Genomic DNA, 26,633 nt, shown 5'->3' with positions numbered 1-26,633 from the left:
AATCTCAACGCGCGTGACATAATCGTCGCAGGGATGTGATATTCAGGCACGCCCCGCGGCATACAGGGCGACGGCGGCGGCGTTCGACACGTTCAGCGACCCGAAATCGGCGGCAAAGGGAATTCGCGCGACATGGTCGCAGGTCTTCATCGTCAGCTCCCGCATGCCCGGCCCTTCGGCGCCCATCACCAGGCAGACCGCCCTGCCCGACAGGTCCGACATCAGGTCGGGCAACGATTCGGTGCCGGTGCCGTCCAGACCCACTAGGATGAAGCCCATGTTCTTCAGCTGGGTCAGCGCCTCGGCCAGGTTCGGCACGCGCAGATAGGGCTGACGCTCCAGCGCGCCCGACGCCGTCTTGGCCAGGGCGCCCGTCTCGGGGGCGGAATGGCGGTGCGGGGCGATGACCGCGCGCGCCCCGAACACCTCGGCCGAGCGCAGGATCGCGCCGACGTTGTGCGGGTCGGTCACCCGGTCCAGCGCGACCAGCAGCGGCCGCGTCTCTCCGGGCGCCTCGCGCAGCGCGACCTCGGACAGGCTGCCCCATTTCAGCGGCTTGACCTCCAGCGCGGCGCCCTGGTGGACGCTTTCGGCGGCCAGCCCCACGGCCTTGTCGAAGATGCGCGGATCGGTGATCTCGGGCTCCATCCCGTGCAGATCGCCAAGCCGGGCCAGCGCATTCTGGGTGACCACCAGGCGCAGCTTCTGACGCACCGGGTTGGCCAGCGCGTCGCGGACCGCGTGCAGGCCGAACAGCCAGACCGTCTCGGCGGCGGCCGCGCGCCGGGCGCGTTCCTTGTCGATGACCCATGTGGGCTTCTTGGCGTTTCCGCTCTTGTCGGACATGCGCGGCCTCCTTTCCTTGTGGACCCTTCTCTGCGCGCAGGGCGCGCATCGCGCAAGCCCCGGAAATCCGCTTGACGCCCCCCGACGGGGCGGCTAATCACCCCGCACGCCGAAAGCGATCGGCGGGCGACGTGCTGCAAGGTGCGGCAGCGGACTGTAACTCCGCCGGGGAGACCCACGCCTGGTTCGATTCCAGGGTCGCCCACCACTTTCCCGACATTCCGGATGATCAAGTGGTGGCAGGGACCATCCCTGCGGTGGGGCTTTTGCTGTCGCCGCACAACCGCTAGGCTGAACCCGATCACGTTCCGCAAAGGATGTCGGGTGCCCCCCAGGAAACTTAAGCAGCCCAATCTGCTGATCGTCGCCCAGGCCGGACGGCTGGAGTTCGAGGCCGTGATCCTCATGGCCAGCCTGCGCGCGCATGCCCCGGACTTCACGGGCACGGTGTTCATCGCCGAACCCACCCCCGACGGCGCCTGGAGCGGGCATGACACGGCCATATCGGTCCCGTGCCGCCAACTGCTGACCGATTTCGGCGCCATGATCGTGCCGTTCACCGCGCGCCATTTCGGCGCCTCCTATCCTCAAGGCAACAAGATCGAGGCCCTGTCGGTCCTGCCTGCGGGCAAGCCGTTCCTGTTTCTGGACACCGACACGCTGATCACCGGGCCGCTGGACCGGGTCCGCTTCGACTTCGCCCGGCCATCCGCCTCGATGCGGCGCGAGGGGACCTGGCCCAAGCCGCCGCTTTACGGCCCGGGCTATCACGGCATCTGGCAATCGCTTTACGACCGGTTCGGGCTGTCCTTCGCCCCCACGCTGGACCTGTCGCAGCCTGACGAACACTGGGAACGCTATCTGTACTTCAACGCGGGGTGGTTCTTCGGGCCCGACCCTGCAGAGTTCGGCCAGCGGTTCCTGGCCTGGGCGCTGGCCCTGCGCGACAGTCCGCATGACGCATTGGCCTGCCAGGTGATGGACCCGTGGCTGGACCAGGCGGTGCTGCCGCTGGTCATCCACAGTCTGGGCGGCGGGCGGCCCGGCCCTGCGCTGGACGGTCTGGACGGCGACGTGACCTGCCATTACCGGCGGCTGCCGCTCCTCTATGCCCGCGACCCCGAGGCCGCGATCACCGCGCTGGAGCACGCCGTCGCCGCCAGGGAGGTCAAGCGCGTGCTGCGGGAATGGGAGCCTGCGCGCAAGCTGATCTATCAGGAGAAAGGACGCCAGAAGGTGCGCCCGATCTTTGCCGACAGGCCGACCCCTGCCCCGGAAAAGATGATTCGCAACCAGTTGAAGGCACGGGGGTGGTGGCTGGTCTAGCGCCGCGCCAATCGGATCGGGCCGCGCGGATCGGGCCCCACGGGGCGCCCCTTCTGCAGGACGGCGATGTTCCCCTCCGCCGCCATCCGCAGCGCCAGCCGCCGCAGCGGGTCCATCAGCGGGCGCCAGTCATCGGCCAGATCGCGGGCGATCCGGCTGGGGCAGCAAGTCGTGCCCGACCGCAGCCGGGCGACCTGCGCAAGGATCGCCCCGCGCAGGTCGTCATCGGTCATCCCAGGGCCGCGTCGCAGCGCGCGCAGACGCCCGGATGGGCATGCGTGCCGACATCGGGCAGGATCTTCCAGCAGCGCTGGCACTTCTCGCCCTCGGCGGTCTCGAAGACGACGCCGATGCCCGGGGTCTCGGCCATGCGGAACGCCTCAGTGGGCGCGGGGTCCGCGGTCAGCGACAGGTCCGACGTGATGCACACATCCGCGAAGGCCACCGACTTAAGCGCGGCCAGCATCTGGGCATCCTCGACATGGACGACGGGCGCGGCCTCCAGGCTGGCGCCGATCGTCTTGTCGGTCCGCTTGACCTCCAGCGCGGCGGTGACCACGCGGCGGGCGCGGCGGACATGCTCCCATTTGGCGGCCAGCGGCTCGTTCAGCCAGTCGGCCGGCGTCTGCGCGAAATCGTGCAGGTGCACGCTGTCGTCTTCCGACGGGAAGCGCGACAGCCAGACGTCCTCCATCGTGAAGGGCAGGATCGGCGCCAGCCAGGTCACCAGCCGGTGGAACAGCAGGTCCAGCACCGTCCGCGCCGCCCGCCGGCGCGGGCTGTCGGCCGCATCGCAGTACAGCGCGTCCTTGCGCACGTCGAAATAGAAGGCCGACAGATCGACGGTGCAGAACTGGAACAGCGTCTGGAACACGCCCTGGAAATCGAACGCCGCATAGCCCTGGCGGACCTGGTGGTCCAGCTGCGCCAGCCGGTGCAGCATCCACTGCTCCAGCTCGGGCATCTGGGCGGGCTCGATGCGTTCGGCATCGTCGAACCCGGCCAGCGCCCCCAGCAGGAAGCGCAGCGTGTTGCGCAGGCGGCGATAGCTGTCGGCGGTGCCCTTCAGGATCTCGGGGCCGATCCGCTGGTCGGCGGTATAATCGGCCTGCGCCACCCACAGGCGCAGGATGTCGGCGCCGTACTGTTCGATCACCTTGGCGGGCACGATGGTGTTGCCAAGCGACTTGGACATCTTCATGCCCTTCTCGTCCAGCGTGAAGCCATGCGTGACCACGTTGCGATAGGGCGCGCGGCCCTTGGTGGCCGACGCCTGTAGCAGTGACGACTGGAACCAGCCGCGATGCTGGTCGGTGCCTTCCAGATAGACGTCGGCGATCCCGTCCGGTGCGCCATCCTCGCGATCGCGCAGCACGAAGCTGTGGGTCGAGCCGCTGTCGAACCACACGTCCAGCACGTCCATGACCTGGTCATAGGCCTCGGGGTCCGCGATCCCGTCCAGCATCCGCGCCTTGAAGCCCGCGCTGTACCAGACATCCGCGCCATCCGCCTCGAAGGCCGCGACGATCCGGTCGTTCAGACGCGCGTCGCGCAGCAGGAAGTCGTCGTCGGTGGGCTTGGCGCCCTTCTTGACGAAGCAGGTCAGCGGCACGCCCCAGGCCCGCTGGCGCGACAGCACCCAGTCGGGGCGGTTCTCGACCATGGAATGGATGCGGTTGCGCCCGGTCTTGGGCCACCACTTGACCAGCTGGTCGATCGAGGTCAGCGCCCGCGCCCGGATCGTGTCGCCATGCTGGCCCAGCCCGTCGTCCAAGGGCTTGTCGATGGCCGCGAACCACTGGGGCGTGTTGCGATAGATCAGCGGCGCCTTGGAACGCCAGCTGTGCGGATAGGAGTGCTTGATCTTGCCCTTGGCCAGCAGCGCGCCCGCCCAGGCCAGCTGCTTGATGACGCTGACATTGGCCGGGCCGTCCTTGCCGTCCGGCGCCACGATCGCCTCGCCACCGAAGATCGGCAGGTCCTTGCGATAGCTGCCGTCCGGCTCGACGTTGTAGGTCATTGGCAGCTTGAAGCGCAGGCCCAGCTGATAGTCGTCGTCGCCATGGCTGGGCGCGGTGTGCACGAAGCCCGTACCCGCCTCGTCGGTGACATGATCACCGGGCAGCATGGGGACGTCGTAATCCCACTCGCCTGCGCCACCCTCGACCCCGCGCAGGGGGTGGGACAGGATCAGCCCGTCCAGATCGGCGGCGGTCACGTCCGCCGCGCGGGTGAAGCCCGTGACCTTGGCCTGCGCCATCACCCCCTCGGCCAGCGCATCGGCCAGCACCAGACGCTCTCCGGCGACGGCGGTCGAGCCTTCGGCCACGGCATCGACCTGATAGAGGCCATAGGCGATCTGCGGGTTGAACGCGACGGCGCGGTTCTGCGGGATGGTCCAGGGGGTGGTGGTCCAGATGACGACCTTGGCGTTCGACAGGGCGCCCTGCCCCTGCACCCCGAACCGCACCCAGATCGTGTGGCTGGTATGGTCGTGATACTCGACCTCGGCCTCCGCCAGGGCGGTCTTCTCCACCGGCGACCACATCACGGGCTTGGACCCCTGATACAGCGAGCCATTCATCACCAGCTTCATGAACTCGGCCGCGATGACGGCCTCGGCGTGGTAGTCCATCGTCAGATAAGGCCGGTCCCATGCCCCGGTCACGCCCAGGCGCTTGAACTCCTCGCGCTGGATGTCGACCCATTCATCCGCAAAGCGGCGGCATTCCTGGCGGAACTCGACCATGTCGACCGCGTCCTTGTCGCGGCCCTCCTTGCGGTACTTCTCCTCGATCTTCCATTCGATCGGCAGGCCGTGACAGTCCCAGCCCGGCACATAGCGCGCATCGAAACCCATCATCTGGTGCGACCGCACGACGATGTCCTTGATGGTCTTGTTCAGCGCGTGGCCGATATGCAGATGCCCGTTGGCATAAGGCGGGCCATCATGCAGCACGAACGGCTTGCGCCCCGCCGCGGTGGACCGCAGGCGGTCATAGACGCCGATGCGCGCCCACCGCTCCAGCCATTCGGGTTCGCGCGCAGGCAGGCCCGCACGCATTGGAAACTCGGTCTGGGGCAGAAAGACGGTATCGCGGTAATCGGGCTGCGTGGCGTCGGCCATCGGGGCGTTCCTTTGAGAGATGTTCGGACAAGACTGACCCGGCGGCGTGAAACCTCACGCCACCGGGCTGCTAATTCGAGATCCGAACGCCGGAAATTTCATCCGCCCTCTATAGAAAGCGCCGCTTGGCGCTGCAAGCGCCGAACCTAGCGCATGGGCCCCCGTCCCGCTAGACTGCGGCCACCGCCTTCGGAGAGCCCGATGCCCCCCGCCCCCCTGCGCAGCCGCCTGACCCGTCGCGATGCGGCGCTGCGCCGGTTCACACGGCTGCGCTACGGACCGCGTGGCACGCTGGCGCTGTACCGCCATGCGATCGGCGCGGACCTGCTGCGCGCACCGGTGAACGTGATGCTGGCGCCGGTGGCCCTGCTGATGCTGGGCGCGGGCTGGGCCCTGACGCGGATGGGGGCCACGCGGGCGGGCGGCTGGCTGCGCAGCCGACGGGTGTTCCTGCGGTCCGACGTCTCGACGGTGATCCAGCGCGACCTGGGCGCGCTGATCGCCGATCTGCAGCGGCAGGGCCTGGGTCCGGACACGTCCCCCGACCGCATCGCCCGCGCCATCCGCAGCCATGCCGACACCCGCAACGCCGTGGCCGAGATCACGACCTCGCTGATCGTGCTGACCGTGGGGATCGCGCTGTTTCACCGCGCGACACCGGGCATGATCTCGCTTGCCGGGCCGATGGCGCAGATGCGCGCGCATGCCGCCGCGGTGCGCGACTTCGCCCTGGGCGACACGTTGGGGCGGGCGTGGTACTGGGCCTTTCCGGTGGAGACGGCGCCGCTGACGGTCGTCGCGACCGGGGTGGCGCTGGCCGTGGCGGGGTCGCTGGTGACCACCTTCGCGGGGCTGATCGCGGACCCGGTCCAGCTGTGGACCGGCATCCATCGGCGGCGCCTGTCGCGCCTGATGGCACGGCTGGACGCCGAGACGGACAGCGGCGCGCCAGAACCTGAACACCTGCTGGCCCGCCTTGGCGACGTGATCGACACGGCGCTGATCGCGCTGCGATCCTGGCGCGGCTGAACGCCGCCTAGCCGCGCCCGCGATAGGTCGGCACGCCCTGATCGGGCAGCCACAGGCCCACAGGCGCCGCGCCCGTCTGCCAGAACACGTCGATCGGCATGCCGCCGCGCGGGTACCAGTATCCGCCGATGCGCAGCCAAGCCGGCTCCAGCAGGTCGGCGATGCGGCGGCCGATGCCCACGGTGCAATCCTCGTGGAAGGCGCCGTGGTTGCGGAAGCTGCCCAGGAACAGCTTCAGCGATTTCGATTCGACCAGCCAGTCGCCGGGGACATAGTCGATCACCAGATGCGCGAAATCGGGCTGGCCGGTCAGCGGGCACAGGCTGGTGAATTCGGGCTGGGTGAAGCGCACGGCATAGGTCTGGCCGGGCTGGGGGTTGGGCACACGTTCCAGCACGGCCTGGTCGGGGTGCTGCGGCAGGGGGGTGTCGCTGCCCAGCTGGGTCAGCGCGTCGGTATAGTGGCTCATGGCTCGCTCCTGTTTTGTCCGGGTGGGCTGCGACCGGGTGGCCCCCCTTACGGCGGCACGCGGCCCCTTGCAACCGCGCCACCCCTGCCCCAGATGCGGCGCATGGACCCGCGTTTCGACATCACCGAGGCAGAGATTGCCCGCACCGTCGCCGTCTTCTACGGCGCCGTGCGGCGGCACGAGGTGCTGGCCCCGATCTTTGCCGAACATGTCGGCGACTGGGCCGCGCATGAGGATCGCATCGCTGCCTTCTGGAAGGGCGCGATCCTGCACAAGGCGGGCTACAACGGCAGCCCGATGCGCGCGCACCTGTCCGCGGGCAACGTCCGCCCCGAGCATTTCGAGATCTGGCTGGCGCTGTTCGACGAGGCGCTGCGCCGCACCCTGCCACCCTGGTCGGCCCGCGCCTGGTCGCAGATGGCGCATCGCATCGGCCAGGGGCTGCGCGCCGGGGTGCAGAACATCGACGCGGGCCGCGCGGGGCCGCCCGTCCTGCGCTAGCCGCCCGTCCTGCGCTAGCCGCGGGTGCGCGGCGGGCGGGGGCGATAGACCGGCAGCTTCCAGCCTCGCACCATGCTGCCCGCACGCAGCACGAAGGTGACCATGCCGCAGGCGGCCAGGGCCTCGACCCGGCCCAGGCCCATCCAGACCAACAGCACCGCCGCCAGCGCCCCGCCAAAGGCCGCCGTCAGGTACAGCTCGCCTTGCTTGAGGACCAGCGGCACCTCGTTGCCGACCACGTCGCGCATCAGCCCGCCGAAGGTGCCGGTGACGACGCCCATGATGACCACTATGACCGGACTGAACCCGCCCGCCAGGGCCACGGCGACGCCCGCGGGCACCGCCACGGACAGGGCAAAGGCGTCCAGCCACAGCAGCAGGCGATAGCGGCTTTCGAACCGGTGCGCGGTCCAGAACACGACCATCGCCGCCACCGCCGCAACCACGATCAGCGACGGCCGGGCGACCCAGAAGACGACGTCGCGGCCCAGGATCAGGTCGCGCAGCGTGCCGCCCCCCACCGCCGTCATCGCGGCCATGAAGACAAAGCCCACCGGGTCCAGCTGCGCGCGGCTGGCCACCAGCGCCCCGGTCAGCGCAAAGACCAGCACCGAGGCATAGTCCAGCGCCCAGACCAGCGTGGGCAGCCCCGCGATCACCTGTCCCGTCACGGCTTGAACGGCGCCATGCCCGCGCGGGCCAGTTCGTCCGCGCGTTCGTTCTCGGCATGGCCGGCATGGCCCTTGATCCAGCGCCATTCGACGCTGTGGGTGGCCTGCGCTGCATCAAGCCGCTGCCATAATTCGACATTCTTGACGGGCTTCTTGTCGGCCGTCTTCCAGCCGTTGCGCTTCCAGCCGTGGATCCACTGGGTCACGCCGTTCTTGACATAATTGCTGTCGGTCACGATCACGATGGTGCTGGGCCGGGTCAGGGCCTCCAGCGCGCTGATGGCGGCCATCAGCTCCATCCGATTGTTGGTCGTGGCTGGCTCTCCTCCCTGCAACTCGCGCTGCTTGACCACGTTCGCGCCGTCCAGCGCGCGCATCAGCACGCCCCAGCCGCCGGGGCCGGGATTGCCGCTGCAGGCGCCGTCGGTCCAGGCGAACAACTCAGCCATCGATGGTCACGTGCCCCGGCAGGGCCACCACCCGCGCCAGCCAGCCGCGCACGGCCGGAAAGCGGTTCATGTCGAACCCGCCGCGCGCACCCGCGCTGTGCGTATAGGCATAGAGGCAGATGTCGGCCAGGCTGGCCGCGTCGCCCACCAGCCAGTCTTGGGTCGCCAGATGATTTTCCATCACGGACAGCAGCGCGTGGCCGCGATCCAGCAGATAGGCCAGCCGGTCGGGCGTGGCATCCGCCGCGCGATGGGGATAGCTGACCAGCGCCTGGCGCACCGCGATGACCGGTTCGTGGTTGTACTGTTCCCAGAACATCCAGCCCAGCATCTGCGCCCGCAGGGTCCGGCTGGCGGGCCAATAAGCCGTGCCCTCGCCCAGATAGCACAGGATGGCGTTCGATTCCGCCAGCGTGGTCCCGTCGTCCAGACGCAGCGCCGGCAGCTTGCCGAAGGGCAGCGCGCCCTGGTCCTTGGCCTGCTGCAGGGCGGCCGATCCGTATTCGCAATCGACCCGGTCCAGCGACTGGCCGGTCAGCGCCGCCAGCAGCCTGACCTTGTAGCTGTTGCCCGATGAGGGCATCGAATAGAGCCGCATGCTGTCCCTTTCCGCCTTGTCCGCGCCGCTATAGCCGCGATCGGCGCGGCAGGCCAGCGGGCCTTAGGCGGGCGCGGGAAGATAGGGGATGCTGCCGGCCGCGTCGCTGTCGTCGATCAGCCGGAAATGGCTGACGGACCCGCCCTTGCGGGCATTCGCATGGGGCGCATAGTCGGGATCGTTGACAAAGCCCATCGCGTCCTCGCGGGTCGGGAACTCGATCAGCGCGATCAGGGTGACGTCGCGGGCCTCGCCCTCCAGCGTCTCGATATGGCCGGACCGCGACAGGTAGCGGCCGTTGTGGCGGGCGGCGATGTCATGGACCGCCGCCGCATAGGGGGCGATCCAGGCGTCGTCGGTGACGGTGACTTCGGCAATCAGATAGACGGTCATGTGGGGTCCTCCAACCTGTGGCCGGAGGATAGGACCGGGGCGGGCGATCCGGCAAGGGGCCGGTTCGGTCAGGCCGTCTCGCGCAGGACGCGGGGGACCTTGAACTCGACCCGTTCCACGGCGGTCTCGACCACCTCGACCGTCACGTCATAGCGGGCGTGGAAGGCGTCGATGACTTCGTTGATCAGCACCTCGGGGGCGCTGGCGCCGGCAGTCACGCCGATGCTGCGGATGCCGTCCAGCGCCCGCCAGTCGATCTCGGCCGCCCGCATCACCAGCTGGGCATAGCCGCAGCCCGCGGCACGCCCAACCTCGACCAGGCGCTTGGAGTTGCTGGAATTCTCGGCCCCGATCACCAGCAGCGCATCGACATGCGGCGCCACCGCCTTGACCGCCGCCTGGCGGTTGGTGGTGGCATAGCAGATGTCCTCCTTGGCGGGCCCGATGATCGCGGGGAACCGCGCCTGCAGGGCCGCGACCACGGCGGCGGTGTCGTCGACGGACAGGGTGGTCTGGGTGATGAAGGCCAGGCGCGCAGGGTCGCGGACCTGGACGCGGGCCACGTCGTCCACGTCCTCGACCAGGATCACCTCGCCCTCGGGCAGCTGGCCCATGGTGCCAAGGACCTCGGGGTGGCCCCTGTGGCCGATCATGATCATCTGCAGGCCCGCGGCGTGGTGCCGCTCGGCCTCGATATGGACCTTGCTGACCAGCGGGCAGGTCGCGTCGACATAGACCATCTCGCGGCGCTGCGCCTCGGCCGGGACGGCCTTGGGGACGCCATGGGCGGAAAAGATCACGGGCCGGTCGGCCGGACATTCGTCCAGCTCCTCGACGAAGACCGCGCCCTTGTCGCGCAGCGTGTCGACGACATACTTGTTGTGCACGATCTCGTGGCGGACAAAGACGGGGGCGCCCCACTTTTCCAGCGCGAGTTCCACGATCTTGATGGCGCGGTCGACGCCTGCGCAGAAGCCGCGCGGGGCGGCCAGATACAGGGTCAGGGGGGCTTTGATCTGTTCCATGCCCCTCAGGTAGCGTGCCGACCCGGTTTCGTCCAGCGCCACGCGGTCACATCTGCTGCACCCTGCGCGCATGGCGGGGGCGCCCGCATCGGGGGTCAGCGCGCGACGGCCAGCAGGGCCGCCACGTCCAGATGTGCCTCCAGGTGATCCGCCAGATCGTCCAGCGCGGCATCCACCCCCGCCTCGAACCCCGGCCGCGAGGCGGCACCAAGCCGGGCCAGGAAGGCCGCACGGAACGCGTCGTCGGAAAACAGCCCGTGCAGATAGCTGCCCGTCACGCGGCCATCCGCGCTGATGGCCCCGTCGGGGTCGGGGACATGGGCAAAGGGGCGTGCGCAGTCCGGGCCGTCGGTGCGGCCCATGTGGATCTCGTATCCCGACACGGGCTGGCCCAGGGCGGTGCCGGTCACGCGGGTCAGCCGCTTGTCGGGGGCCATGACGGTGGTCACGTCCAAAAGGCCCAGCCCCGCCACCTGCCCTGCCACCCCGTCCGCGCCCGACGGATCGTCGATCGTCCGGCCCAGCATCTGATAGCCACCGCAGATGCCCAGCACATGCCCGCCGCGCCGGTGATGCGCGGCCAGGTCGATGTCCCAGCCCTGCGCCCGCAGGAAGGCCAGATCGCCCAGGGTCGATTTCGTGCCCGGCACGATCACCAGACCGGCGTCGCCGGGGATCGCCTGTCCCGGCGCCAGCATGGTCAGGCGCAGGCCGGGTTCCGCCGCCAGCGGGTCCAGGTCGTCGAAATTGGCGATGCGCGACAGGGTCAGGCAGACGACATGCAGCCCCGTCCCGCCACTGGCGCGCAGATCGACCGCATCCTCCGCCGGAAGGCGGTGCGCGTCCGCGAACCACGGCACGACGCCGAAGCCGCGCCAGCCGGTGCGCGCCTCGATCATGCGGTAGCCGTCGTCGAACAGGCGCGGGTCGCCGCGGAACTTGTTGACCAGGAACCCGCGGATCATCGCGGCGTCGCCAGCGTCGATCACGGCTTGGGTGCCGACGATCTGGGCGATGACCCCGCCGCGGTCGATGTCGCCCGCCAGCACGACGGGCACCCCCGCCGCGCGGGCAAAGCCCATGTTGGCGATGTCGCGGGGGCGCAGGTTGACCTCGGCGGGGCTGCCCGCCCCTTCGACGATCACCAGGTCATGGGCGGCCGACAGGCGGGCAAAGCTGTCCAGAACCCCACCCAGCAGGCGAGGCTTCAGCCCCTGGTAATCGCGCGCCTCGGCCCGGCCGATGGCGCGGCCCTGCAGGATCACCTGCGCGCCGCGGTCGGTCTCGGGCTTCAGCAGGACCGGGTTCATGTCGGTATGCGGCTCCAGCCCGCAGGCGCGGGCCTGCAGGGCCTGGGCGCGACCGATCTCTCCGCCGTCGGCGGTGACGGCGGCATTGTTGGACATGTTCTGCGGCTTGAAGGGCGCGACGGACAGGCCGCGGCGGGTCGCGGCGCGGCACAGGCCCGCCACCAGCATCGACTTGCCGACATTCGAGCCGGTGCCCTGGATCATCACCGCAACCATCGGACACTCTTGCTTGCCATCACCCTGACAGGTGACTAGATAGGCGCGTCCGCAAATGAAAGGCCGAAAGCCGTGGAAAACGTCATCCTGACCGTCCATCTGATCCTGGCAGTGATGCTGGCCGGGGTCGTCCTGCTGCAGCGTTCCGAAGGGGGCGGGCTGGGCATGGGCGGCGGTGGCGGTGCCGGTGGCGGCGTCATGTCGGGCCGCCAGGCGGCCAACGTGCTGACCCGGGTGACGTGGATCCTGGGCGTGGCGATCTTCGCGACCTCGATCGCTCTGACGATCCTGGCGGCGCGCCAGGCCAACAACAGCTCGATCATGGACCAGTTCGGCGGCCAGGCCCCGACCGAGGCACCGGCGACCGGACTGCCGGGTCTGCCGGCCTATACCCCGCCGCCCTCGACCGCGGGCAACCCGCTGACCCCGCCCAGCCCCGATGCGGCGACCGACGCCCCGGCGACCCAGGCCCCCGCGACGGAGGCCCCGGCGACAGACGCGGCCGTGACCCCGGCCCCCGCGGCCCAGACCCCGGCAGAGGCACCCGCGACGGCACCCGCCGACGCGCTGACCCCGCCTGCCCCCGACGCCCAGGCACCCGCCGCGACGGCCCCGGCGGCGGCGCCCGACGCCGCGGCGGAACCCGCCACCCCGGACACCGCGCCCGCACCGGCGAACTGACGACAGACACCACTGCGGGGGGCGCCAGGCGCCCCCCTTCCACTTGCGGTCCGTTGCGGCCACGGGGCGAATCGGTTATTTCGTGGGTCCCGTGATCGTCGTCATTCGGACGGCCCGCTAAGACAGAATTGCACATCACGGGGGCCTCATGGCGCGTTACATCTTCATCACCGGCGGCGTCGTATCCTCGCTTGGCAAGGGGCTGGCTTCGGCGGCGTTGGGGGCGCTGCTGCAGGCGCGGGGGTTCACCGTCCGGCTGCGCAAGCTGGACCCGTATCTGAACGTCGACCCCGGCACGATGAGCCCGTTCGAGCATGGCGAGGTCTTCGTCACCGATGACGGGGCCGAGACCGACCTGGACCTGGGCCATTACGAACGATTCACCGGCGTCGCCGCGCGCCGCACCGACAGCATCAGCAGCGGGCGCGTCTATTCCAACGTGCTGGAGAAGGAACGCCGGGGCGAATACCTTGGCAAGACCATCCAGGTGATCCCGCACGTCACCAACGAGATCAAGGACTTCCTTGCAATCGGCGACGACGAGGTCGACTTCATGCTGTGCGAGATCGGCGGCACGGTCGGCGACATCGAGGGCCTGCCCTTCTTCGAGGCGATCCGCCAGTTCATCCACGAGCGGCCGCGCGGCGAATGCATCCTGATGCACCTGACCCTGCTGCCCTATCTGGCCGCCAGCGGCGAGCTGAAGACCAAGCCGACCCAGCACAGCGTCAAGGAGCTGCAGTCCATCGGCCTGGCCCCCGACGTGCTGGTCTGCCGCTCGGAACACCCGATCCCGGAAAAGGAACGCGCCAAGATCGCGCTGTTCTGCAACGTGCGTCCCGATGCGGTCATCCCGGCCTATGACCTCAAGACCATCTATCAGGCGCCCCTGGCCTATCACCGTGCGGGTCTGGACCGGGCCGTACTGGACGCCTTCCAGATCAGCCCCGCGCCGCGCCCCGACCTGTCGCGGTGGGAGGACGTGATGGACCGGCTGGAGCATGCCGAGGGGCAGGTGAACATCGCCATCGTCGGCAAGTACACCCAGCTGGAGGACGCCTACAAATCCATCGCCGAGGCGCTGACCCATGGCGGGATGGCCAACAAGGTCCGCGTCAAGGCCGACTGGGTCGACAGCGAAAAACTGGAGGGCGAGGGCGCGCATCTTCTGGACGGTTATCACGGGATCATCGTGCCCGGCGGCTTCGGCGAACGCGGGACCGAGGGGATGGTCGCCGCCGCCCGTTATGCCCGTGAGAAGAAGGTGCCCTATCTGGGCATCTGCCTGGGGATGCAGATGGCCGTGATCGAGGCCGCGAGGAACCTGGCCGACATGCCCGACGCGGGTTCCGAGGAGTTCGACCACGAGGCCGGGCAGACGCGGTTCACCCCGGTCGTCTATCACCTCAAGGAATGGGTGCAGGGGAACTATACCGTCAGCCGCAAGGTCGGCGACGACAAGGGCGGCACCATGCGCCTCGGCTCCTACACCGCCGTCCTGTCCCAGGGGTCGCGGATTTCGGACGTCTATGGCGGCGCAACCGAGATCGAGGATCGCCACCGCCATCGCTATGAGGTCGACGCGACCTATCGCGCGCAACTGGAGGCCGCGGGCCTGCGCTTTTCGGGCATGTCGCCCGACGGCAAGCTGCCCGAGGTCGTGGAATATGCCGACCACCCGTGGTTCATCGGCGTGCAGTCCCACCCCGAGCTGAAATCCAAGCCCTTCGAACCCGCGCCCCTGTTCGCAGGCTTCGTCCGCGCGGCGATGGAGGAAGGGCGGCTGGTCTGACCGCGCCCGCGCCCGACCCGGACCGGCTTGCCGCCGCGCTGTCCCTGACGGCGCGGCGGTATGCGTTCGCGCGGGTCGAACCGGTGGCCGGGCATCCGCTGGCCGGGTTCTTTCGCCGCGACGTGGCGGCGCTGGCGCGGGCGGCGGTGGCCGGGCGTCCCGAACGCCTGCTGGTGCGGGCCAGCACCGGTGCGCCGGGTTGGGCGGCGGTGCCTTGGGTCGCGTGGTTCGCGCCGCATGTGACGCGCAGCATGCGCCACGGGCTTTACGTCGCCTGCTTCGTGAACGCCCCGGACGAACGGATCGTGCTGTCGCTGCAGCATGGCGCGGCGGACGCGCTGCGCGAGCATGGCCACGACGCGGGCCTGCGCCATCTGCGCGACCGGGCGGCACGCACGCGGGACGGCCTGCCGGGACACGGCTTTGACACGAGGCCCATCGCATTGGGGTCGGACGCGACGCTGCCGCAGGGCTATCAGGCGGGCTGCGTTCTGTCGCGCAGTTGGGATGCGGCTGCGCCCGATCCGGAGGGGTTCGACAGGGCGCTGATACGGATGCTGGACCTGTATCGCGCGCTGGTCTAGCGGGTGCCTGCGCGGCGGGTGGACAGGATCAGGTTCGTCTCGGATGTCATGACGCCGTCCAGGTCGCGGATGCGGCGCAGGACGTCGTCCAGTTCCGACAGCGACCCCGCCGCCAGGTCCACGATCAGATCCCACCGCCCGTTCGTCGAATGCACCGCCGTCACCTGCGCCATCGCGGTCAGGCGGGCCATGATGCGGTCTGCGCCCCGCCCCTCGATCCCGATCAGCATCAGGCCGCGGACCGGCGCATCCTGCGCATCGGCGCGGGTGATGGCGGTGAAGCCCAGGATCTCCTGCCGCTCCAGCAGCCGGGCCAGGCGCAGGCGGACGGTCGCGCGGCTGACGCCCAGCCTGTCCGCCAAGTGCAGCACAGAAGCGCGCCCGTCTCGGCGCAGCTGCGCGATCAGCGCCTGATCCAGATCGTCCACAATGGCACCATTCCCCGTCAATATGGGCAATGATCCCGCCATTCCTGCTGCCTGTCCAGTTGAAACCGACCCATATCGCGCAGCATCATGGACGAAACCCTGCAGGAGAAGACCGATGACCCCGCCTTCGCGCCAGGCGCTTGTTCCCTTTGTCAGCGTCGATCACATGATGCAGCTGGTCCATCACGTGGGCATCGAGCCGCTGCTGGTCGAACTGGCCGACGCGATCGAGGCCGACTTCCGCCGCTGGCCCGATTTCGACAAGACCCCCCGCGTCGCCAGCCATTCCGACATCGGCGTGATCGAGTTGATGCCGACATCCGACGGACAGCATTACGGGTTCAAATACGTGAACGGCCATCCCGGCAACATGCGCCAGGGGCTGCAGACGGTCACCGCCTTCGGCGTGCTGGCCGATGTCGCGACCGGCTATCCGCTGCTGCTGTCCGAGATGACCATCCTGACCGCGCTGCGCACCGCCGCGACCAGCGCCATGGCCGCCCGCTGGCTGGCCCCGCACGATTCGCGGGTGATGGCGATGATCGGGAACGGCGCGCAGGCCGAGTTCCAGGCCCTGGCCTTCAAGGCGATCTGCGGCATCACCGAGGTGCGCCTTTACGACGTTGATCCTGCCGCCACCGCGAAATGCGCGGCGAACCTGGCCGGGCGCGGGCTGCGCGTCGTCCCCTCTGCCAGTGCCGAGGAGGCGATCCTGGGCGCGCAGATCGTGACGACCTGCACCGCAGACAAGCAATATGCGACCATCCTGTCGGACAACATGGTGGGCGCGGGCGTGCATCTGAACGCGGTCGGCGGCGATTGCCCCGGCAAGACCGAGCTGCACCGGGACATCCTGCTGCGCGCCGGGATCTTTGTCGAATACCCGCCCCAGACCCGCGTCGAGGGAGAGATCCAGCAGCTGGACCCCGACCATCCCGTGACCGAACTGTGGCAGGTCATCGCGGGCCACGTGCCCGGCCGCACCCACGCCGACCAGGTCACCCTGTTCGACAGCGTGGGATTCGCGATCGAGGATTTCAGCGCCCTGCGCCACATCCACAAGCGCCTGCAGGGCACGGGGCTGTTCCTGGACCTGGACATGATCGCCGATCCCGACGACCCGCGCGACCTGTTCGGTATGCTGTGTCGCGCAGCACCCCGGCAGGACGCCGCCTGATGTGATCGCCTGCGGCACGATCGCGAATTGCGAAGCCGCAGGTTCCGCCTTAGCTGATCGGCATGTCCATCCAGATCACCCGCCCCATCGGCCCGATCCTGCTGCTTGACGACGTCGCCCTGGGGCGGATGTCGCTGTCGGCCCTGTTCATCATGCCGGGCGATCAGTCCCCGGCCCCGGTCGCCGCGCCCTCAGGTCCGGTCGCGCCTGTGGCGCTGGCCCGCTATGACGGCGCCACCGTCTGGCGGGCGCGATTCGCGCTGCCTGCGGACCGGGCCTCGACCTATGACTGGGACGGCCAGCGGTTCGAGGTCGCGGGCGATCTGACCGGGGACCTGCGGCTGGCCTATGTCTCGTGCAACGGCGAGGAGGTGGGCGACATGGACCGCGAGGGGTCCGAGCGCAACGCCATGTGGGCGCGCCTGCGCGACGATCACCGCCGCGCGCCCTTCGCGCTGCTGCTGCATGGTGGCGATCAGGTCTATGCCGACGAGGTCACCGAGGGCCACCCGCTCAGCAACGACTGGCCCGACCGCGTCCCCGACAGCCCCGCGCCCGACGCGCTGGACGGCCTGCGCGCGCATCTGCGCCAGCGGTTCTTCGACCGCTATGCCGCGCTTTATGGTGCGCCCGAGCTGGCTTGGCTTGCCGCACGGGTGCCGTCGCTGATGCAGTGGGACGATCACGACATCTGCGACGGGTGGGGCTCGCTTCCCCGGTCGCGCACCGAATCGGCGGTGGGACAGGCGCTGTTCGCCGCCGCGCGCGACAGCTTCCTGCTGTTCCAGCACGGCACCGTGGCGGGCGATCTGCCCGCCCGCTTCGCCGACCCGCAGGGCGGGCATCTGGGATGGGTGATCAACGCGCCCGGCCTGCGGCTGCTGGCGCCCGACATGCGGTCCGAACGCACGCGGCGCGACATCATGGGGCCGGCCGGCTGGCAGATGATGGACGCGGAGGCGCGTCGCCAGACGCAGGGCCGCACCATGCTGATGTCCAGCGTGCCGTTGCTGGGGCCCCGCATGTCGATCCTGGAATCGCTGATGGTGGCCATTCCGCGGATGCAGAAATACGAGGACGACCTGCGCGACCAGTGGCAAAGCCGCACCCATCGCGACGAATGGCGCCGCATCCTGCGCCTGGTGCGCGACATGGCGCGCCGCGACGGCCATGACGTGACCGCCCTGTCGGGCGAGATCCACCTGGCCACACGGGCCGAGATGGACCTGGGCGGCGGGCTGCACCTGCATCAGCTGGTGGCCTCGGGCATCGCGCATCGCGCGCCGCCAAAGGGCTGGGCCCGGTTTCTGGGCGCATTGGCCTGGCTGGGAGAGGACCCGCTGCCGGACCATCCGATCCGCATCCGGCCCCTGCCCGGACAGCGCCACCGCTACATCGCGCAGCGCAACTTCCTGGTGCTGGACCGCCGCAAGGGCGCATGGCAGGCGGCCTGGGACCTGGAGGACAGCGGGCGTACCCCTGCCCTGCCGCTCTAGAACGACAAAGGCCGCCCGATGGGGCGGCCTTTGGCTCTCGGATCATGGTGCCGCAGAAGGGACTCGAACCCCCGACCCCATCATTACGAATGATGTGCTCTACCAGCTGAGCTACTGCGGCATTCTGGTCATGGCGCGCGGATAGCATCTTCGCGCCATGACGAAAAGGGGTCAGCTGCGAAAAATTCGCATCACCGGATCAGCGCCGTGCGCGGGTGTCCGTCCAGTCCGCCGCATCCGTCGGTTCGACATCGGGGCGGACCATGACCGGTTCCGTGGCCGGGGTGGCAGCCTGCTCCGGTTCCGGCAGCGGCGCGGGCTGTGGTATGGGCTCTGGTTCGGTGACCAGCACAGGCTCGGGCGTGGTCACGGTCGAGGACGGCTCGTCGATGACCCGATAGTCGCTTTCGCGCGGGACCATGCCGGGGGCGACGACCGCCTGCTCGACCCGACGCGGGGCGGGCTTGCCTTCGGGCTCTGCCGGGCCGGGCGGGTGCGGCTGCACGGGTTCGGTCAGGTCAGGCACGTCATCGGCGGGCTTGGGCGCACCGACCAGTAGCGGCAGCATCTCGGCCCCGGTGGCCGATGTCGTGCTGTGCCGCGTCTCGGGTTCGCGCCAGGTCAGCGTGTCAAAGCCGCCACAGCTGTCGCAGACCGGGGCCCAGGCCTGCATGACATTGTGGCACTTGTCGCAGCACCACTGGGGTCCACGCGATGCCGACAGGGCACGGGTCAGCCAGCCACGCACGACGCTGTCATCGGCGCCCTCGCCGCGTTCGACGGCAGCCATGATCGACAGGGTCCGCACGGTCGGATGCTTTTCCGCCAGATCGCCCAAGGCGCGGCGCGCGCCGGGAAAGTCCTCTGCGGCCAGCAGCAGTTCGGCCTTCAGCAGGCGGGTTTCCTCGTGATCGGCGTTCTTCTTGATCAGCGCGTCAAAGCGGCGCAGGCGGGCAGCCGGGGTCTCGTCCGGGACGATCTCGGCATAGGCGGCCGCGACGTCGGGATGCGGACGCACCGACCAGGTCTTCTCCAGGATCCGCGAGGCGTTGCGGTAATCCTTCTGCGCGACATAGCTGCGCGCGGCCAGAACGGCGGCGGGGACCAGGTCCGGCGACGCCTTGGCGGCCGAGATCGCCGCCTCGCGCGCGCTGATGGAATTGCCGTGCGCCAGCACGTCGCTGGCCTCCTGCAGGGCCAGGACGGCATCACGGCGCAGCGCCACGTCCTTGGGCAGGTCGCCCTGCGTGCGCTTGTCCCTCAGGGTCTGGCGGGCACCCTTCCAGTCCTGTTCCCGGGTCTGCAGGTCCAGCAGGGTGTCTTGAACCTCCTTGTGGCGCGGCTTCAGTGCATAAGCCTTCTGCGCCAGCAGCAGCGCCTTGTGGGTGTCACCCTCGGCCAGCTTCTGGCGCATCAGCCCGCGAATGCCCACAAAGCGGGTGCGGTCGTCGTCCAGCAGCGTGCGATAGATGCCGATGGCCTTGCCGGTGTCGCCCGACGTCTCGGCCGCCTGCGCGGCCAGAAGGTTCGTCAGATGCGGCTGGTTCAGGTACTTCGCGGCCTTGGCGGCCTTGTCCTGCGCCAGCTTCCCCTCGCCCGAGGCGACGGCCAGCATGCCCTCGCCAAAGGCGGCATAGCCCTTGCGCTCGCGCGAGCGGGCGAAATGGCGGTTGATGGCGGTCTCGTCGCCCACCAGGAACCGCAGGACGGCCAGTGCCAGTCCCAGCAGCTTGAAGATCAGCCATGCGGCGATCATCAGCACGAACAGCGCCACCAGCGCCTTCAGCGGCGATAGCGCGTATTCGATGCCGCCATATTCGATGCGCAGCACCTGCCCGGTTTCGGACAGTTGGACCGCCCCCAGGGCCAAGGCCAGGACGACGGCAAAGAAGAACAGAATTTTGAGCAGTGACAACAGCATCGGGCGGCCCTCAGTTCGTGCCCGAGGACAGGTCGGACAATGCCGCCCGTGCCTGGGAATAGGCGGTTGCGCGGGACAGCCAGTCGGCCATCGCGGGGGCTGCCGTGGCGGGCTCCGGCAGGGCCTGCATCTGCGTCAGCGCGGCGTCAATCCGGCCCGCCTGCACGTCGGCATCGGCCCGCGACAGGATCGCGTCAGCATCGTCGCCCTCGCGCGGCTCGACCGACCGGGCGCCCGTCTGGGCGCGCAGGAAGTTGGTCAGCAGGTTCCCCTCGCCGCTGGCGCTGGTGTCACGCAGGCTGGCGCGCAGCGCGGCACGCGCGGCCTCGGGGAAATCGGCCTGCAGTTCGGTCAGGCTGGGCACCTGCGCCTGCAGTGCTTCGGGCGTGTCCAGCCCCGCACCTTCCAGCGCTTCGCGAGCCTGGTCGGGCGTCACGCCCGCGTCCAGTGCGGTCTGAAGCGCGGCGATGGCGGCCACGGCCTCGGCCCGGCGGGTGCTTTCGGTGGCGGCACTCTGCAGCTCCTCGGCCTGGGCGCGGGTCTGGTCCAAGCTGGATTGCGCCTCGGCGGCGGCTGCCTCGATCTGCTGCTGCAATTCGGCTGCGGCCTCGGGGTCGAAGGCCGGGCGGGCCGCCAGTTCGTCCAGGCGGGCCTGCTGTTCGTCCAGACGGTCGCGCAGGGCGGCAAGCTCCTCCGTGCCAGCAGCCGGCGTCGCGTCGCCATCGGCCTGCGGGGCATCCGCTTCGGGGGCGGGCTGACCAAGGGCCGCGACCTGCTCCTCCAGCGCCTCGATGCGGGGCATCAGATCGTCGGGCACGCCACCGGCAGCCGGGGCCGCGGCGATCGCCTGTTCGGCGGCCTCGCGTCCGGCCTGCGAGGCTGCGTCGATCATCGCCTGATCGTCACCCTGCTGCGCCATCGGCGCGGCAGGCACCCAACCCGCGGGCAGATGCGGCAGCGCATAGATCGTGGCGGCGGACCCCAGCCCAGCCGCGACGACGCCACCCAGAACCACGGGCCAGAAGCCGGTCTTGCGCACCGGCGTCGCCGCTTTCGCAGGCGTCGTGTGCGGGGGCACGCTGTCGGTCTTGGGCTGATCGGATTTGGGCTGATCGGATTTGGGGGCGAAGGGGGTGTCCTTCGGCGCAGCTTTTGCACGCGTGCCGGGCGCGGGCTTCTTCTCTGCCGCGGGCATGGTGTCGGTGCCGTCGCCCACCAGGGCCGACGACGCGGGGCGAACTTCTCCGGGCTGGCCCGCCTGCGCGGGGGTGCCTGCGCCGACGGGCGCGTGGTCGATCACGCCGACATGGGCAGGGATCTTACGGATCTCGGGTCCGGTAGTGGATTCGTTGGCCGGGGACTTGTCCCCGCGGATGGTGTCTTTCGGTGTCTTCACGTCCCTGTCCCCGTCTTGTGCCCGTATGGATGGCGGTCGCGCGGCACATGCGCCGGCCGCAGCCTAATCAGCGCGGGCTGAACGCTCAACCCGCCCATCTCAGCTTTGTTCCGCAGCCAGCATCGCGCGGATTGCCGCATCCATCGCCCGCCCTGACGGCTGGTCGGCGACCGCCCGGCGCGCGGCGGGCGCGGTCCAGGCCGCGGCCGCGGCATCGCTGATCGCGACCAGCCACAAGGGCGCCCGCGCCCCCGCCGCCATCCCCGCCAGAAGCCGCGCCGATCGCGGCGAATAGACCGGCACCACCACCGGGCGCGCGCCCATCAGCGCCGCGCGGGCGCGGGCCGTCAGGGGCTGGGGCCGCTGGTCATAGACGACGATTCCCGGCACGGCCAGCCGCTGTGCCAGGTGCCGCCCATGCGGATGGACCAACGGAACCGGACTGGCAGCGATCAGGGGCACCAGGCTGTCGGCGGTGCCCCCCCCCTGGATCACCGCGAATCCCGCGTCGCGCGCCACTTGGCCCGTGCGTTCACCGACGCAGATCGCGGGCCGGCCGCGCCCCGGCCCCGCGGACGCCACCGCATGGGCCGAAGTGAAGACCAGACCCGGCGCCTGTGCCAGGGCCGCGCCGTCATGGTCCACCGGCACGATCTGCAGGATCGGTGCCACGATGACATCCGCGCCGATCCGCGCGGCGGTACGCTGGGAATCGTCGCCCGGGCGGGTCAACAGCAGGATCGGGCGGGGCGCGGGCGGCATTGGCATCCTGTCGGGCGGGTGTTACGCCCCTGTGGGTACGCGTCCCCCCTCATCCGGGCAAGAGCCATGACCGAGACGATCTTTCTGGGCATCGAAAGCAGCTGCGACGACACCGCCGCCGCGGTGGTCACCGGCGACCGGCGCATCCTGTCCAGCGTGGTCAGCAGCCAGTCCGACCTGCATGCCGATTTCGGCGGCGTCGTGCCCGAGATCGCGGCCCGCGCGCATGCCGAACGCCTGGACCTGGTCGTCGAACAGGCGCTGGCTGATGCCGGGCTGGGTCTGGACGCGCTGACGGGCGTCGCGGTCACCGCCGGGCCCGGCCTGATCGGCGGCGTGATGGCGGGCGTGATGTGCGCCAAGGGCATCGCCGCGGGCACCGGCCTGCCGCTGGTGGGAGTGAACCACCTGGCAGGCCACGCCCTGACCCCGCGTCTGACCGACGGGATCGACTATTCCTATCTGATGCTGCTGGTGTCGGGCGGGCATTGCCAGTTCCTGCGCGTGGACGGGCCGGACGCCTTCACCCGCCTTGGCGGCACCATCGACGACGCGCCCGGAGAGGCCTTTGACAAGGTCGCGAAACTGCTGGCCCTGCCGCAGCCCGGCGGCCCGCATGTCGAGGCCGAGGCGGCAGGCGGCGACGCCCATCGCATCTCCCTGCCCCGCCCGCTGCTGGACCGCCCCGGCTGCGACATGAGCTTTTCGGGGCTGAAGACCGCTGTGCTGCGCGCCCGCGACACGCTGATCGCGGATCAGGGAGGCCTGCGCGCCGCCGACCGGCGCGACCTGTGCGCGGCCTTCCAGTCGGCCGTCGCCGATGTGCTGGCGGAAAAGTCGCGCCGCGCGCTGGCGCTGTCGCCGGTGCCGGTGCTGGCCGTCGCCGGGGGTGTCGCCGCGAACGGCGAGATTCGCGCGGCGTTGGAACAGGTCGCGACACGCGCCGGCGCGCGTTTCCTGGCCCCGCCCCTGCGCCTGTGCACCGACAACGGCGCGATGATCGCATGGGCCGGGATCGAGCGGTTCCGCATGGGTCAGCGTGACGACATGACGCTGTCGGCGCGCCCGCGCTGGCCGCTGGATCAAGGCGCCGCGCCCATGCTGGGCAGCGGCAAGCGGGGGGCCAAGGCATGATCGGCATTCTGGGCGCGGGCGCCTTTGGCACGGCGCTGGCCGTGGCGCTGACCGCCAACGGGCCGGTGACCCTGTGGGGCCGCCGCATCGACTGGCAGGGGGAAAACCCGCGTCTGCCCGGCGTGGCCATGCCCGATGCGGTGACCGTGACGCAGGACCTGGACGCCGCGCTGGCCTGCGACACGATCCTGCTGGCGCTGCCCGCGCAGGCCCTGGGGTCGTTCCTGGACGAACAGGGCCCGCGCCTGGCGGGCAAGGCTCTGGTCAGCACCGCCAAGGGGATCGACCTGCACCATCTGACCGGGCCGTCCGCGCTGATCGCGCAGGCGGCGCCCGATGCGGTGGTCGCGGTGCTGACCGGGCCGTCCTTTGCCGCCGACATCGCGCGTGGGTTGCCCACGGCGCTGACGCTGGCCTGTGCGGACGGGGCCGCGGCGCAGGTGCTGCAGGACCGCCTGTCGACGCCGGTCCTGCGGCTTTACCGCACGACGGACGTGACTGGGGCCGAACTGGGCGGCGCGCTGAAGAACGTGATCGCCATCGCCGCGGGCACGGTGATCGGCGCGGGCCTGGGCGACAGCGCGCGCGCCGCCATCATCACCCGCGGCTTTGCCGAGATGACGCGGCTGGCCATCCATCTGGGCGCGCGGCCCGAGACGCTGACCGGGCTGTCCGGCCTAGGCGACCTGACGCTGACCTGCACCTCTGCGGGGTCGCGGAACTTCCGGTTCGGCTGTGCGATCGGGTCGGGATCGGCCTGGGACAGCGCCACCACCGTCGAAGGTGCCGCCACCGCCCGCGCCTTGGCGCTGATGGCGGCGCGCGACGGGCTGGACCTGCCCATCGCCGCGATGGTCGCCCGCCTTGCCGAGGGGCGCGTTTCGGTGGAAAAGGCCATGGACCACCTGCTGAGCCGACCCCTAAAGGAGGAATGATGCCACTGTTCGCCGTGATCTGCCGGGACAAGCCCGGTGCGCTGCAAGTCCGTCTGGACACCCGCGACGCCCATCTGGCCCATATCCGCGACAGCGGCATCGTGGCGATGGCCGGTCCCCTGATGGAGGACGGGCAGATGTGCGGATCGCTGGTCGTCCTGGACACCGACGATCTGGACGCCGCGCAGGCCTGGGCCGCGGCCGATCCCTACAAGGCGGCGGGGCTGTTCGCCTCGGTCGACGTGATCGCCTGGAACAAGGTCATCGGCTGATGGCGCATTGGCTGTTCAAGTCCGAACCCGACGTCTTCGGCTGGGACGACCTGGTCGCCCGGGGCGACGCGGGGGAGCAATGGGACGGGGTGCGCAACTATCAGGCGCGCAACAACATGCGCGCGATGCAGGTGGGCGAACTGGGCCTGTTCTATCATTCCAACATCGGCAAGGAGGCCGTGGGCATCGTCGAGGTGATCGCCCTCGCCCATCCCGACACCACCGCGTCCGACCCGAAATGGGAATGCGTTGACATCCGCGCGGTGCGCAAGCTGCCCCGCGCGATCAGCCTGGACGAGGCCAAGGCCGAACCCCGGCTGCGCGACATGGTGCTGGTGAACAATTCGCGCCTGTCCGTGCAGCCGGTCAGCGATGCGGAATGGGCGGTGATCCTGGAACTGGCGGGCGACCGGGGCTGACGGCGTCGGTTGCGGCGCGCGACCGGCCCGCCAAGGCGCCGGATCGCGGCCGCGCTGCGGGCACACCCCGTCCCCGCGATGGTTCCGGGCTTCTGCCCTCGCCCCAGCATAGGGGCGCGCGGGGGCGGCTGGCAAAGGCCGAACGCGTCCAGTTTTACGCGTTTGCGCTTCAATCCCGGGCGGTCGCGCGCTAGGGTCGCGGCCGTTCCCATCCCTGCACATCCCCTTGGAGGTCCCATGTCCCAACGTCTGCATCTTGTCTTCGGAGGAGAGCTGGTCGACCCGTCCAGCACCAAGTTCCGCGACCCTTCGCAGATCCACATGGTCGGCATCTTCCCCGATTACGACAGCGCCTTCGCCGCCTGGAAATCCGAGGCGCAGCGCACCGTCGACAGCGCCCATACCCGCTATTTCATCGCCCATCTGCACCGCCTGCGCGACGAGGAACGCGCCGTCAGCGCGACCGAGGAACTGGGCGACTGATGGCCACGGCGGGGTCCGGGCTGGGCCAGCTGGGGCTGTGGCTGCATCTGCGCGGCCGCCGCGGCGACGGCCCCGCCCTGCCCGCCATCCCCGCCGGCACCGGCCCCGCGCTGGCCATCCACACCAGCGCCGACGCCCTGCGCGCCGAACCCCAGATCCTGGGCCGCCTGTCGCGTGCGCGGCCCGGCCTGCGCCTGGTGCGCCTGTCGGCCCAGGGACCGGACGATCCGGGCGACGACCCGGCGCTGGTGTCGCAGGTGCTGGACCGGGCACGGCCGCGTGCCGTCCTGCTCTTGGGCACTGACCTGCCGCCGGCGCTGATCGCGGCCGCCGTCGCGCGCCAGATCCCGGTCATCCTGGCCGAATTCCGGCTGACCGGCAACGATCTGGGCTGGGGCCTGCATGCCCGGATGCGTCGCCAGCTGCTGTCGCAGATGCGGGCGGTGATGGTCTGCGACGCGACCAGCCTCGATCTGGCCCGGCGCATGGGCCTTGGCGCGGGCGATCTGGCGATGACCGGCCCCGTATCCGAGATCCGCGAACCGCTGCGCTGTTCGGAAACCGAACGGGCATCGATGGCCCAGCAGATGAACGGCCGCCACGCGTGGTTCGCGGCCAGCCTGCCCCCGGCCGAGGAACAGGCCATCCTATCCGCCCATCAGGCCGCCTTGCGCCGGTCGCACCGGGCCTTGCTGATCATCGCGCCCGATGATCCAAGGCGCATCGACGGCCTGGCCCGCGACATCGAGGCCTGCGGCCTGACCGTCGCCCGCCGCAGCGAGGACGAGGATTTCGGCGACGAGATCCAGGTCCTGCTGACCGACGGCCCGACCGAGATGGGCCTGTGGTACCGGCTGGCGCCCGTCAGCTTCATGGGCGGCACCCTGTCGGGCGACGCCGACGCGATGCGCCACCCCTTCGAACCCGCAGCCTTGGGATCGGCCATCGTGCACGGGCCGCAGGACGGACCGCATGCGACCGAATGGCAGCAGCTGACCGGCGCCCATGCGGTGCGTCAGGTCCGCACCGCGGACGACCTTGCCCAGGCCGTCACCGAACTGACCCAGCCGGAAACCATCGCCACGCTGGCCAGCAATGCCTGGATGGTCAGCACCGGCGGCGCCGATGTCGCGATCCGCATCGCCGACCGGGTGATCGCCGCCCTTGACCCTGTCGAAAGCCCCGCCCCATGA

The 26,633-nt window shown here is 70.0% G+C and carries 28 protein-coding genes and 2 tRNA genes; 15 read left to right on the top strand and 15 right to left on the bottom strand.

The window, feature by feature from the left end; translation table 11 throughout:
* Nucleotides 1-42: 42 nt before the first annotated feature.
* On the bottom strand, nucleotides 43-846 hold the full coding sequence (gene rlmB, locus LZ686_RS13450) for a 23S rRNA (guanosine(2251)-2'-O)-methyltransferase RlmB (protein WP_045981381.1): 804 nt from the start codon (nucleotides 844-846) through the stop codon (nucleotides 43-45).
* A gap of 124 nt (nucleotides 847-970) precedes the next feature.
* Between rlmB and LZ686_RS13445 the strand changes: the two genes are divergently transcribed.
* Together LZ686_RS13445 and LZ686_RS13440 are read left to right on the top strand one after the other, a co-directional pair.
* Nucleotides 971-1,054, top strand: a tRNA-Tyr gene (locus LZ686_RS13445).
* Nucleotides 1,055-1,170: 116 nt separating this feature from the next.
* Nucleotides 1,171-2,172: a GT-B fold glycosyltransferase domain-containing protein gene (locus LZ686_RS13440; RefSeq protein WP_349548122.1), complete on the top strand. Its 1,002-nt coding sequence runs from the start codon at nucleotides 1,171-1,173 to the stop codon at nucleotides 2,170-2,172.
* Here the strand turns inward: LZ686_RS13440 and LZ686_RS13435 are convergent.
* A complete protein-coding gene (locus tag LZ686_RS13435; RefSeq protein WP_349548121.1) occupies nucleotides 2,169-2,405 on the bottom strand; it encodes a DUF3253 domain-containing protein in 237 nt (78 codons plus the stop codon). The genes LZ686_RS13440 and LZ686_RS13435 overlap by 4 nt on opposite strands.
* On the bottom strand, nucleotides 2,402-5,299 hold the full coding sequence (ileS, locus tag LZ686_RS13430; RefSeq protein WP_349548120.1) for an isoleucine--tRNA ligase: 2,898 nt from the start codon (nucleotides 5,297-5,299) through the stop codon (nucleotides 2,402-2,404). The genes LZ686_RS13435 and ileS overlap by 4 nt, the downstream gene beginning before the upstream one ends.
* A gap of 201 nt (nucleotides 5,300-5,500) precedes the next feature.
* Here ileS and LZ686_RS13425 point away from each other — a divergent pair, with 201 nt between their 5' ends.
* Entirely contained in the window at nucleotides 5,501-6,328 is an 828-nt protein-coding gene (locus LZ686_RS13425; RefSeq protein WP_349548119.1) for a DUF6635 family protein, read from the top strand.
* 7 nt (nucleotides 6,329-6,335) lie between these two features.
* Here LZ686_RS13425 and queF read toward each other — a convergent pair whose 3' ends face one another.
* Nucleotides 6,336-6,797 carry a preQ(1) synthase gene (gene queF, locus LZ686_RS13420; protein ID WP_349548118.1) on the bottom strand — a complete coding sequence of 154 codons (462 nt, stop codon included), beginning with the start codon at nucleotides 6,795-6,797 and terminating at the stop codon, nucleotides 6,336-6,338.
* 102 nt (nucleotides 6,798-6,899) lie between these two features.
* On the opposite strand from queF, the gene LZ686_RS13415 reads away from it, so the two are divergent.
* Nucleotides 6,900-7,298: a group III truncated hemoglobin gene (locus LZ686_RS13415; RefSeq protein ID WP_045981387.1), complete on the top strand. Its 399-nt coding sequence runs from the start codon at nucleotides 6,900-6,902 to the stop codon at nucleotides 7,296-7,298.
* A gap of 14 nt (nucleotides 7,299-7,312) precedes the next feature.
* Here LZ686_RS13415 and LZ686_RS13410 read toward each other — a convergent pair whose 3' ends face one another.
* The 6 genes from LZ686_RS13410 to LZ686_RS13385 all read right to left on the bottom strand — a co-directional run bounded on the left by LZ686_RS13410 (nucleotide 7,313) and on the right by LZ686_RS13385 (nucleotide 11,960).
* The gene (locus tag LZ686_RS13410; RefSeq protein WP_349548117.1) at nucleotides 7,313-7,969 is read right to left on the bottom strand and encodes a trimeric intracellular cation channel family protein; all 657 of its coding nucleotides are present in this window, start codon (nucleotides 7,967-7,969) and stop codon (nucleotides 7,313-7,315) included.
* Entirely contained in the window at nucleotides 7,966-8,418 is a 453-nt protein-coding gene (gene rnhA, locus LZ686_RS13405) for a ribonuclease HI (protein ID WP_045981388.1), read from the bottom strand. Before rnhA ends, LZ686_RS13410 begins: the two co-directional genes overlap by 4 nt.
* Nucleotides 8,411-9,016, bottom strand: coding sequence for a glutathione S-transferase family protein (locus LZ686_RS13400; RefSeq protein ID WP_349548116.1), 606 nt, complete (start codon nucleotides 9,014-9,016; stop codon nucleotides 8,411-8,413). The genes rnhA and LZ686_RS13400 overlap by 8 nt, the downstream gene beginning before the upstream one ends.
* 63 nt (nucleotides 9,017-9,079) lie before the next feature.
* The gene (locus LZ686_RS13395) at nucleotides 9,080-9,409 is read right to left on the bottom strand and encodes a DUF1330 domain-containing protein (RefSeq protein WP_045981390.1); all 330 of its coding nucleotides are present in this window, start codon (nucleotides 9,407-9,409) and stop codon (nucleotides 9,080-9,082) included.
* A gap of 68 nt (nucleotides 9,410-9,477) precedes the next feature.
* Nucleotides 9,478-10,434: a 4-hydroxy-3-methylbut-2-enyl diphosphate reductase gene (ispH, locus tag LZ686_RS13390; RefSeq protein WP_349548115.1), complete on the bottom strand. Its 957-nt coding sequence runs from the start codon at nucleotides 10,432-10,434 to the stop codon at nucleotides 9,478-9,480.
* A 95-nt stretch (nucleotides 10,435-10,529) separates the two neighbouring features.
* Nucleotides 10,530-11,960, bottom strand: coding sequence for a cobyric acid synthase (locus LZ686_RS13385; protein ID WP_349548114.1), 1,431 nt, complete (start codon nucleotides 11,958-11,960; stop codon nucleotides 10,530-10,532).
* Nucleotides 11,961-12,032: 72 nt separating this feature from the next.
* Between LZ686_RS13385 and secG the strand changes: the two genes are divergently transcribed.
* From secG to LZ686_RS13370, 3 genes are all read left to right on the top strand, one after another.
* Nucleotides 12,033-12,641, top strand: coding sequence for a preprotein translocase subunit SecG (gene secG, locus LZ686_RS13380; protein ID WP_349548113.1), 609 nt, complete (start codon nucleotides 12,033-12,035; stop codon nucleotides 12,639-12,641).
* Between the two features lie 148 nt (nucleotides 12,642-12,789).
* Nucleotides 12,790-14,433 (top strand): CTP synthase, encoded by a 1,644-nt coding sequence (gene pyrG / locus LZ686_RS13375; RefSeq protein ID WP_045983291.1) that lies wholly within the window; start codon nucleotides 12,790-12,792, stop codon nucleotides 14,431-14,433.
* The gene (locus LZ686_RS13370; RefSeq protein WP_349548112.1) at nucleotides 14,322-15,017 is read left to right on the top strand and encodes an MrcB family domain-containing protein; all 696 of its coding nucleotides are present in this window, start codon (nucleotides 14,322-14,324) and stop codon (nucleotides 15,015-15,017) included. Before pyrG ends, LZ686_RS13370 begins: the two co-directional genes overlap by 112 nt.
* On the opposite strand, the gene LZ686_RS13365 is transcribed toward LZ686_RS13370, so the two are convergent.
* Complete coding sequence (locus LZ686_RS13365; RefSeq protein WP_045983293.1) at nucleotides 15,014-15,445, bottom strand: Lrp/AsnC family transcriptional regulator; 432 nt, start codon at nucleotides 15,443-15,445, stop codon at nucleotides 15,014-15,016. The two genes, LZ686_RS13370 and LZ686_RS13365, sit on opposite strands and share 4 nt — an antisense overlap.
* 115 nt (nucleotides 15,446-15,560) lie before the next feature.
* Between LZ686_RS13365 and ocd the strand changes: the two genes are divergently transcribed.
* Nucleotides 15,561-16,622, top strand: coding sequence for an ornithine cyclodeaminase (gene ocd, locus LZ686_RS13360; RefSeq protein ID WP_349548111.1), 1,062 nt, complete (start codon nucleotides 15,561-15,563; stop codon nucleotides 16,620-16,622).
* A 62-nt stretch (nucleotides 16,623-16,684) separates the two neighbouring features.
* Nucleotides 16,685-18,118 carry an alkaline phosphatase D family protein gene (locus LZ686_RS13355; RefSeq protein WP_349548110.1) on the top strand — a complete coding sequence of 478 codons (1,434 nt, stop codon included), beginning with the start codon at nucleotides 16,685-16,687 and terminating at the stop codon, nucleotides 18,116-18,118.
* A 45-nt stretch (nucleotides 18,119-18,163) separates the two neighbouring features.
* Here LZ686_RS13355 and LZ686_RS13350 read toward each other — a convergent pair.
* From LZ686_RS13350 to LZ686_RS13335, 4 genes are all read right to left on the bottom strand, one after another.
* A tRNA-Thr gene (locus LZ686_RS13350) sits at nucleotides 18,164-18,239 on the bottom strand.
* A gap of 78 nt (nucleotides 18,240-18,317) precedes the next feature.
* Nucleotides 18,318-20,039, bottom strand: coding sequence for a heme biosynthesis HemY N-terminal domain-containing protein (locus LZ686_RS13345; RefSeq protein ID WP_349548109.1), 1,722 nt, complete (start codon nucleotides 20,037-20,039; stop codon nucleotides 18,318-18,320).
* A 10-nt stretch (nucleotides 20,040-20,049) separates the two neighbouring features.
* Nucleotides 20,050-21,435 carry a hypothetical protein gene (locus LZ686_RS13340; protein WP_349548108.1) on the bottom strand — a complete coding sequence of 462 codons (1,386 nt, stop codon included), beginning with the start codon at nucleotides 21,433-21,435 and terminating at the stop codon, nucleotides 20,050-20,052.
* A gap of 99 nt (nucleotides 21,436-21,534) precedes the next feature.
* Nucleotides 21,535-22,197, bottom strand: a complete 663-nt coding sequence (locus LZ686_RS13335; RefSeq protein ID WP_349548107.1) for a uroporphyrinogen-III synthase — start codon at nucleotides 22,195-22,197, stop codon at nucleotides 21,535-21,537.
* Nucleotides 22,198-22,263: 66 nt separating this feature from the next.
* On the opposite strand from LZ686_RS13335, the gene tsaD reads away from it, so the two are divergent.
* From tsaD to LZ686_RS13305, 6 genes are all read left to right on the top strand, one after another.
* The gene (gene tsaD, locus LZ686_RS13330; RefSeq protein ID WP_349548106.1) at nucleotides 22,264-23,331 is read left to right on the top strand and encodes a tRNA (adenosine(37)-N6)-threonylcarbamoyltransferase complex transferase subunit TsaD; all 1,068 of its coding nucleotides are present in this window, start codon (nucleotides 22,264-22,266) and stop codon (nucleotides 23,329-23,331) included.
* Nucleotides 23,328-24,266, top strand: a complete 939-nt coding sequence (locus LZ686_RS13325; protein WP_349548105.1) for an NAD(P)H-dependent glycerol-3-phosphate dehydrogenase — start codon at nucleotides 23,328-23,330, stop codon at nucleotides 24,264-24,266. Before tsaD ends, LZ686_RS13325 begins: the two co-directional genes overlap by 4 nt.
* On the top strand, nucleotides 24,266-24,538 hold the full coding sequence (locus LZ686_RS13320; RefSeq protein WP_045983301.1) for a YciI family protein: 273 nt from the start codon (nucleotides 24,266-24,268) through the stop codon (nucleotides 24,536-24,538). The genes LZ686_RS13325 and LZ686_RS13320 overlap by 1 nt, the downstream gene beginning before the upstream one ends.
* Entirely contained in the window at nucleotides 24,538-24,957 is a 420-nt protein-coding gene (locus LZ686_RS13315; protein WP_127899155.1) for an EVE domain-containing protein, read from the top strand. The genes LZ686_RS13320 and LZ686_RS13315 overlap by 1 nt, the downstream gene beginning before the upstream one ends.
* A gap of 237 nt (nucleotides 24,958-25,194) precedes the next feature.
* A complete protein-coding gene (locus tag LZ686_RS13310) occupies nucleotides 25,195-25,440 on the top strand; it encodes a DUF4170 domain-containing protein (RefSeq protein WP_045983303.1) in 246 nt (81 codons plus the stop codon).
* Nucleotides 25,440-26,633, top strand: coding sequence for a 3-deoxy-D-manno-octulosonic acid transferase (locus LZ686_RS13305; protein ID WP_349548104.1), 1,194 nt, complete (start codon nucleotides 25,440-25,442; stop codon nucleotides 26,631-26,633). The genes LZ686_RS13310 and LZ686_RS13305 overlap by 1 nt, the downstream gene beginning before the upstream one ends.

The organism is Paracoccus sp. NFXS7 (assembly GCF_040148865.1).
In the GTDB taxonomy this organism is placed as follows: Bacteria; Pseudomonadota; Alphaproteobacteria; order Rhodobacterales; family Rhodobacteraceae; genus Paracoccus; species Paracoccus marcusii.
Note: the sequence above shows the minus strand (reverse complement) of the source record. Positions and strands in the feature narration are given on the sequence as shown.

Excerpts from the sequence above, each read along its gene's own strand:
- LZ686_RS13320 (WP_045983301.1), top strand. The coding sequence starts at position 24,266 with ATGCCACTGTTCGCCGTGATCTGCCGGGACAAGCCCGGTGCGCTGCAA.
- pyrG (WP_045983291.1), top strand. The coding sequence starts at position 12,790 with ATGGCGCGTTACATCTTCATCACCGGCGGCGTCGTATCCTCGCTTGGC.
- queF (WP_349548118.1), bottom strand. The coding sequence starts at position 6,797 with ATGAGCCACTATACCGACGCGCTGACCCAGCTGGGCAGCGACACCCCC.
- LZ686_RS13325 (WP_349548105.1), top strand. The coding sequence starts at position 23,328 with ATGATCGGCATTCTGGGCGCGGGCGCCTTTGGCACGGCGCTGGCCGTG.
- ispH (WP_349548115.1), bottom strand. The coding sequence starts at position 10,434 with ATGGAACAGATCAAAGCCCCCCTGACCCTGTATCTGGCCGCCCCGCGC.
- LZ686_RS13385 (WP_349548114.1), bottom strand. The coding sequence starts at position 11,960 with ATGGTTGCGGTGATGATCCAGGGCACCGGCTCGAATGTCGGCAAGTCG.
- rnhA (WP_045981388.1), bottom strand. The coding sequence starts at position 8,418 with ATGGCTGAGTTGTTCGCCTGGACCGACGGCGCCTGCAGCGGCAATCCC.
- ocd (WP_349548111.1), top strand. The coding sequence starts at position 15,561 with ATGACCCCGCCTTCGCGCCAGGCGCTTGTTCCCTTTGTCAGCGTCGAT.
- LZ686_RS13395 (WP_045981390.1), bottom strand. The coding sequence starts at position 9,409 with ATGACCGTCTATCTGATTGCCGAAGTCACCGTCACCGACGACGCCTGG.
- LZ686_RS13425 (WP_349548119.1), top strand. The coding sequence starts at position 5,501 with ATGCCCCCCGCCCCCCTGCGCAGCCGCCTGACCCGTCGCGATGCGGCG.
- LZ686_RS13415 (WP_045981387.1), top strand. The coding sequence starts at position 6,900 with ATGGACCCGCGTTTCGACATCACCGAGGCAGAGATTGCCCGCACCGTC.
- rlmB (WP_045981381.1), bottom strand. The coding sequence starts at position 846 with ATGTCCGACAAGAGCGGAAACGCCAAGAAGCCCACATGGGTCATCGAC.
- LZ686_RS13355 (WP_349548110.1), top strand. The coding sequence starts at position 16,685 with ATGTCCATCCAGATCACCCGCCCCATCGGCCCGATCCTGCTGCTTGAC.
- LZ686_RS13400 (WP_349548116.1), bottom strand. The coding sequence starts at position 9,016 with ATGCGGCTCTATTCGATGCCCTCATCGGGCAACAGCTACAAGGTCAGG.
- tsaD (WP_349548106.1), top strand. The coding sequence starts at position 22,264 with ATGACCGAGACGATCTTTCTGGGCATCGAAAGCAGCTGCGACGACACC.
- LZ686_RS13315 (WP_127899155.1), top strand. The coding sequence starts at position 24,538 with ATGGCGCATTGGCTGTTCAAGTCCGAACCCGACGTCTTCGGCTGGGAC.
- LZ686_RS13335 (WP_349548107.1), bottom strand. The coding sequence starts at position 22,197 with ATGCCGCCCGCGCCCCGCCCGATCCTGCTGTTGACCCGCCCGGGCGAC.
- LZ686_RS13310 (WP_045983303.1), top strand. The coding sequence starts at position 25,195 with ATGTCCCAACGTCTGCATCTTGTCTTCGGAGGAGAGCTGGTCGACCCG.
- LZ686_RS13305 (WP_349548104.1), top strand. The coding sequence starts at position 25,440 with ATGGCCACGGCGGGGTCCGGGCTGGGCCAGCTGGGGCTGTGGCTGCAT.
- ileS (WP_349548120.1), bottom strand. The coding sequence starts at position 5,299 with ATGGCCGACGCCACGCAGCCCGATTACCGCGATACCGTCTTTCTGCCC.
- LZ686_RS13345 (WP_349548109.1), bottom strand. The coding sequence starts at position 20,039 with ATGCTGTTGTCACTGCTCAAAATTCTGTTCTTCTTTGCCGTCGTCCTG.
- LZ686_RS13435 (WP_349548121.1), bottom strand. The coding sequence starts at position 2,405 with ATGACCGATGACGACCTGCGCGGGGCGATCCTTGCGCAGGTCGCCCGG.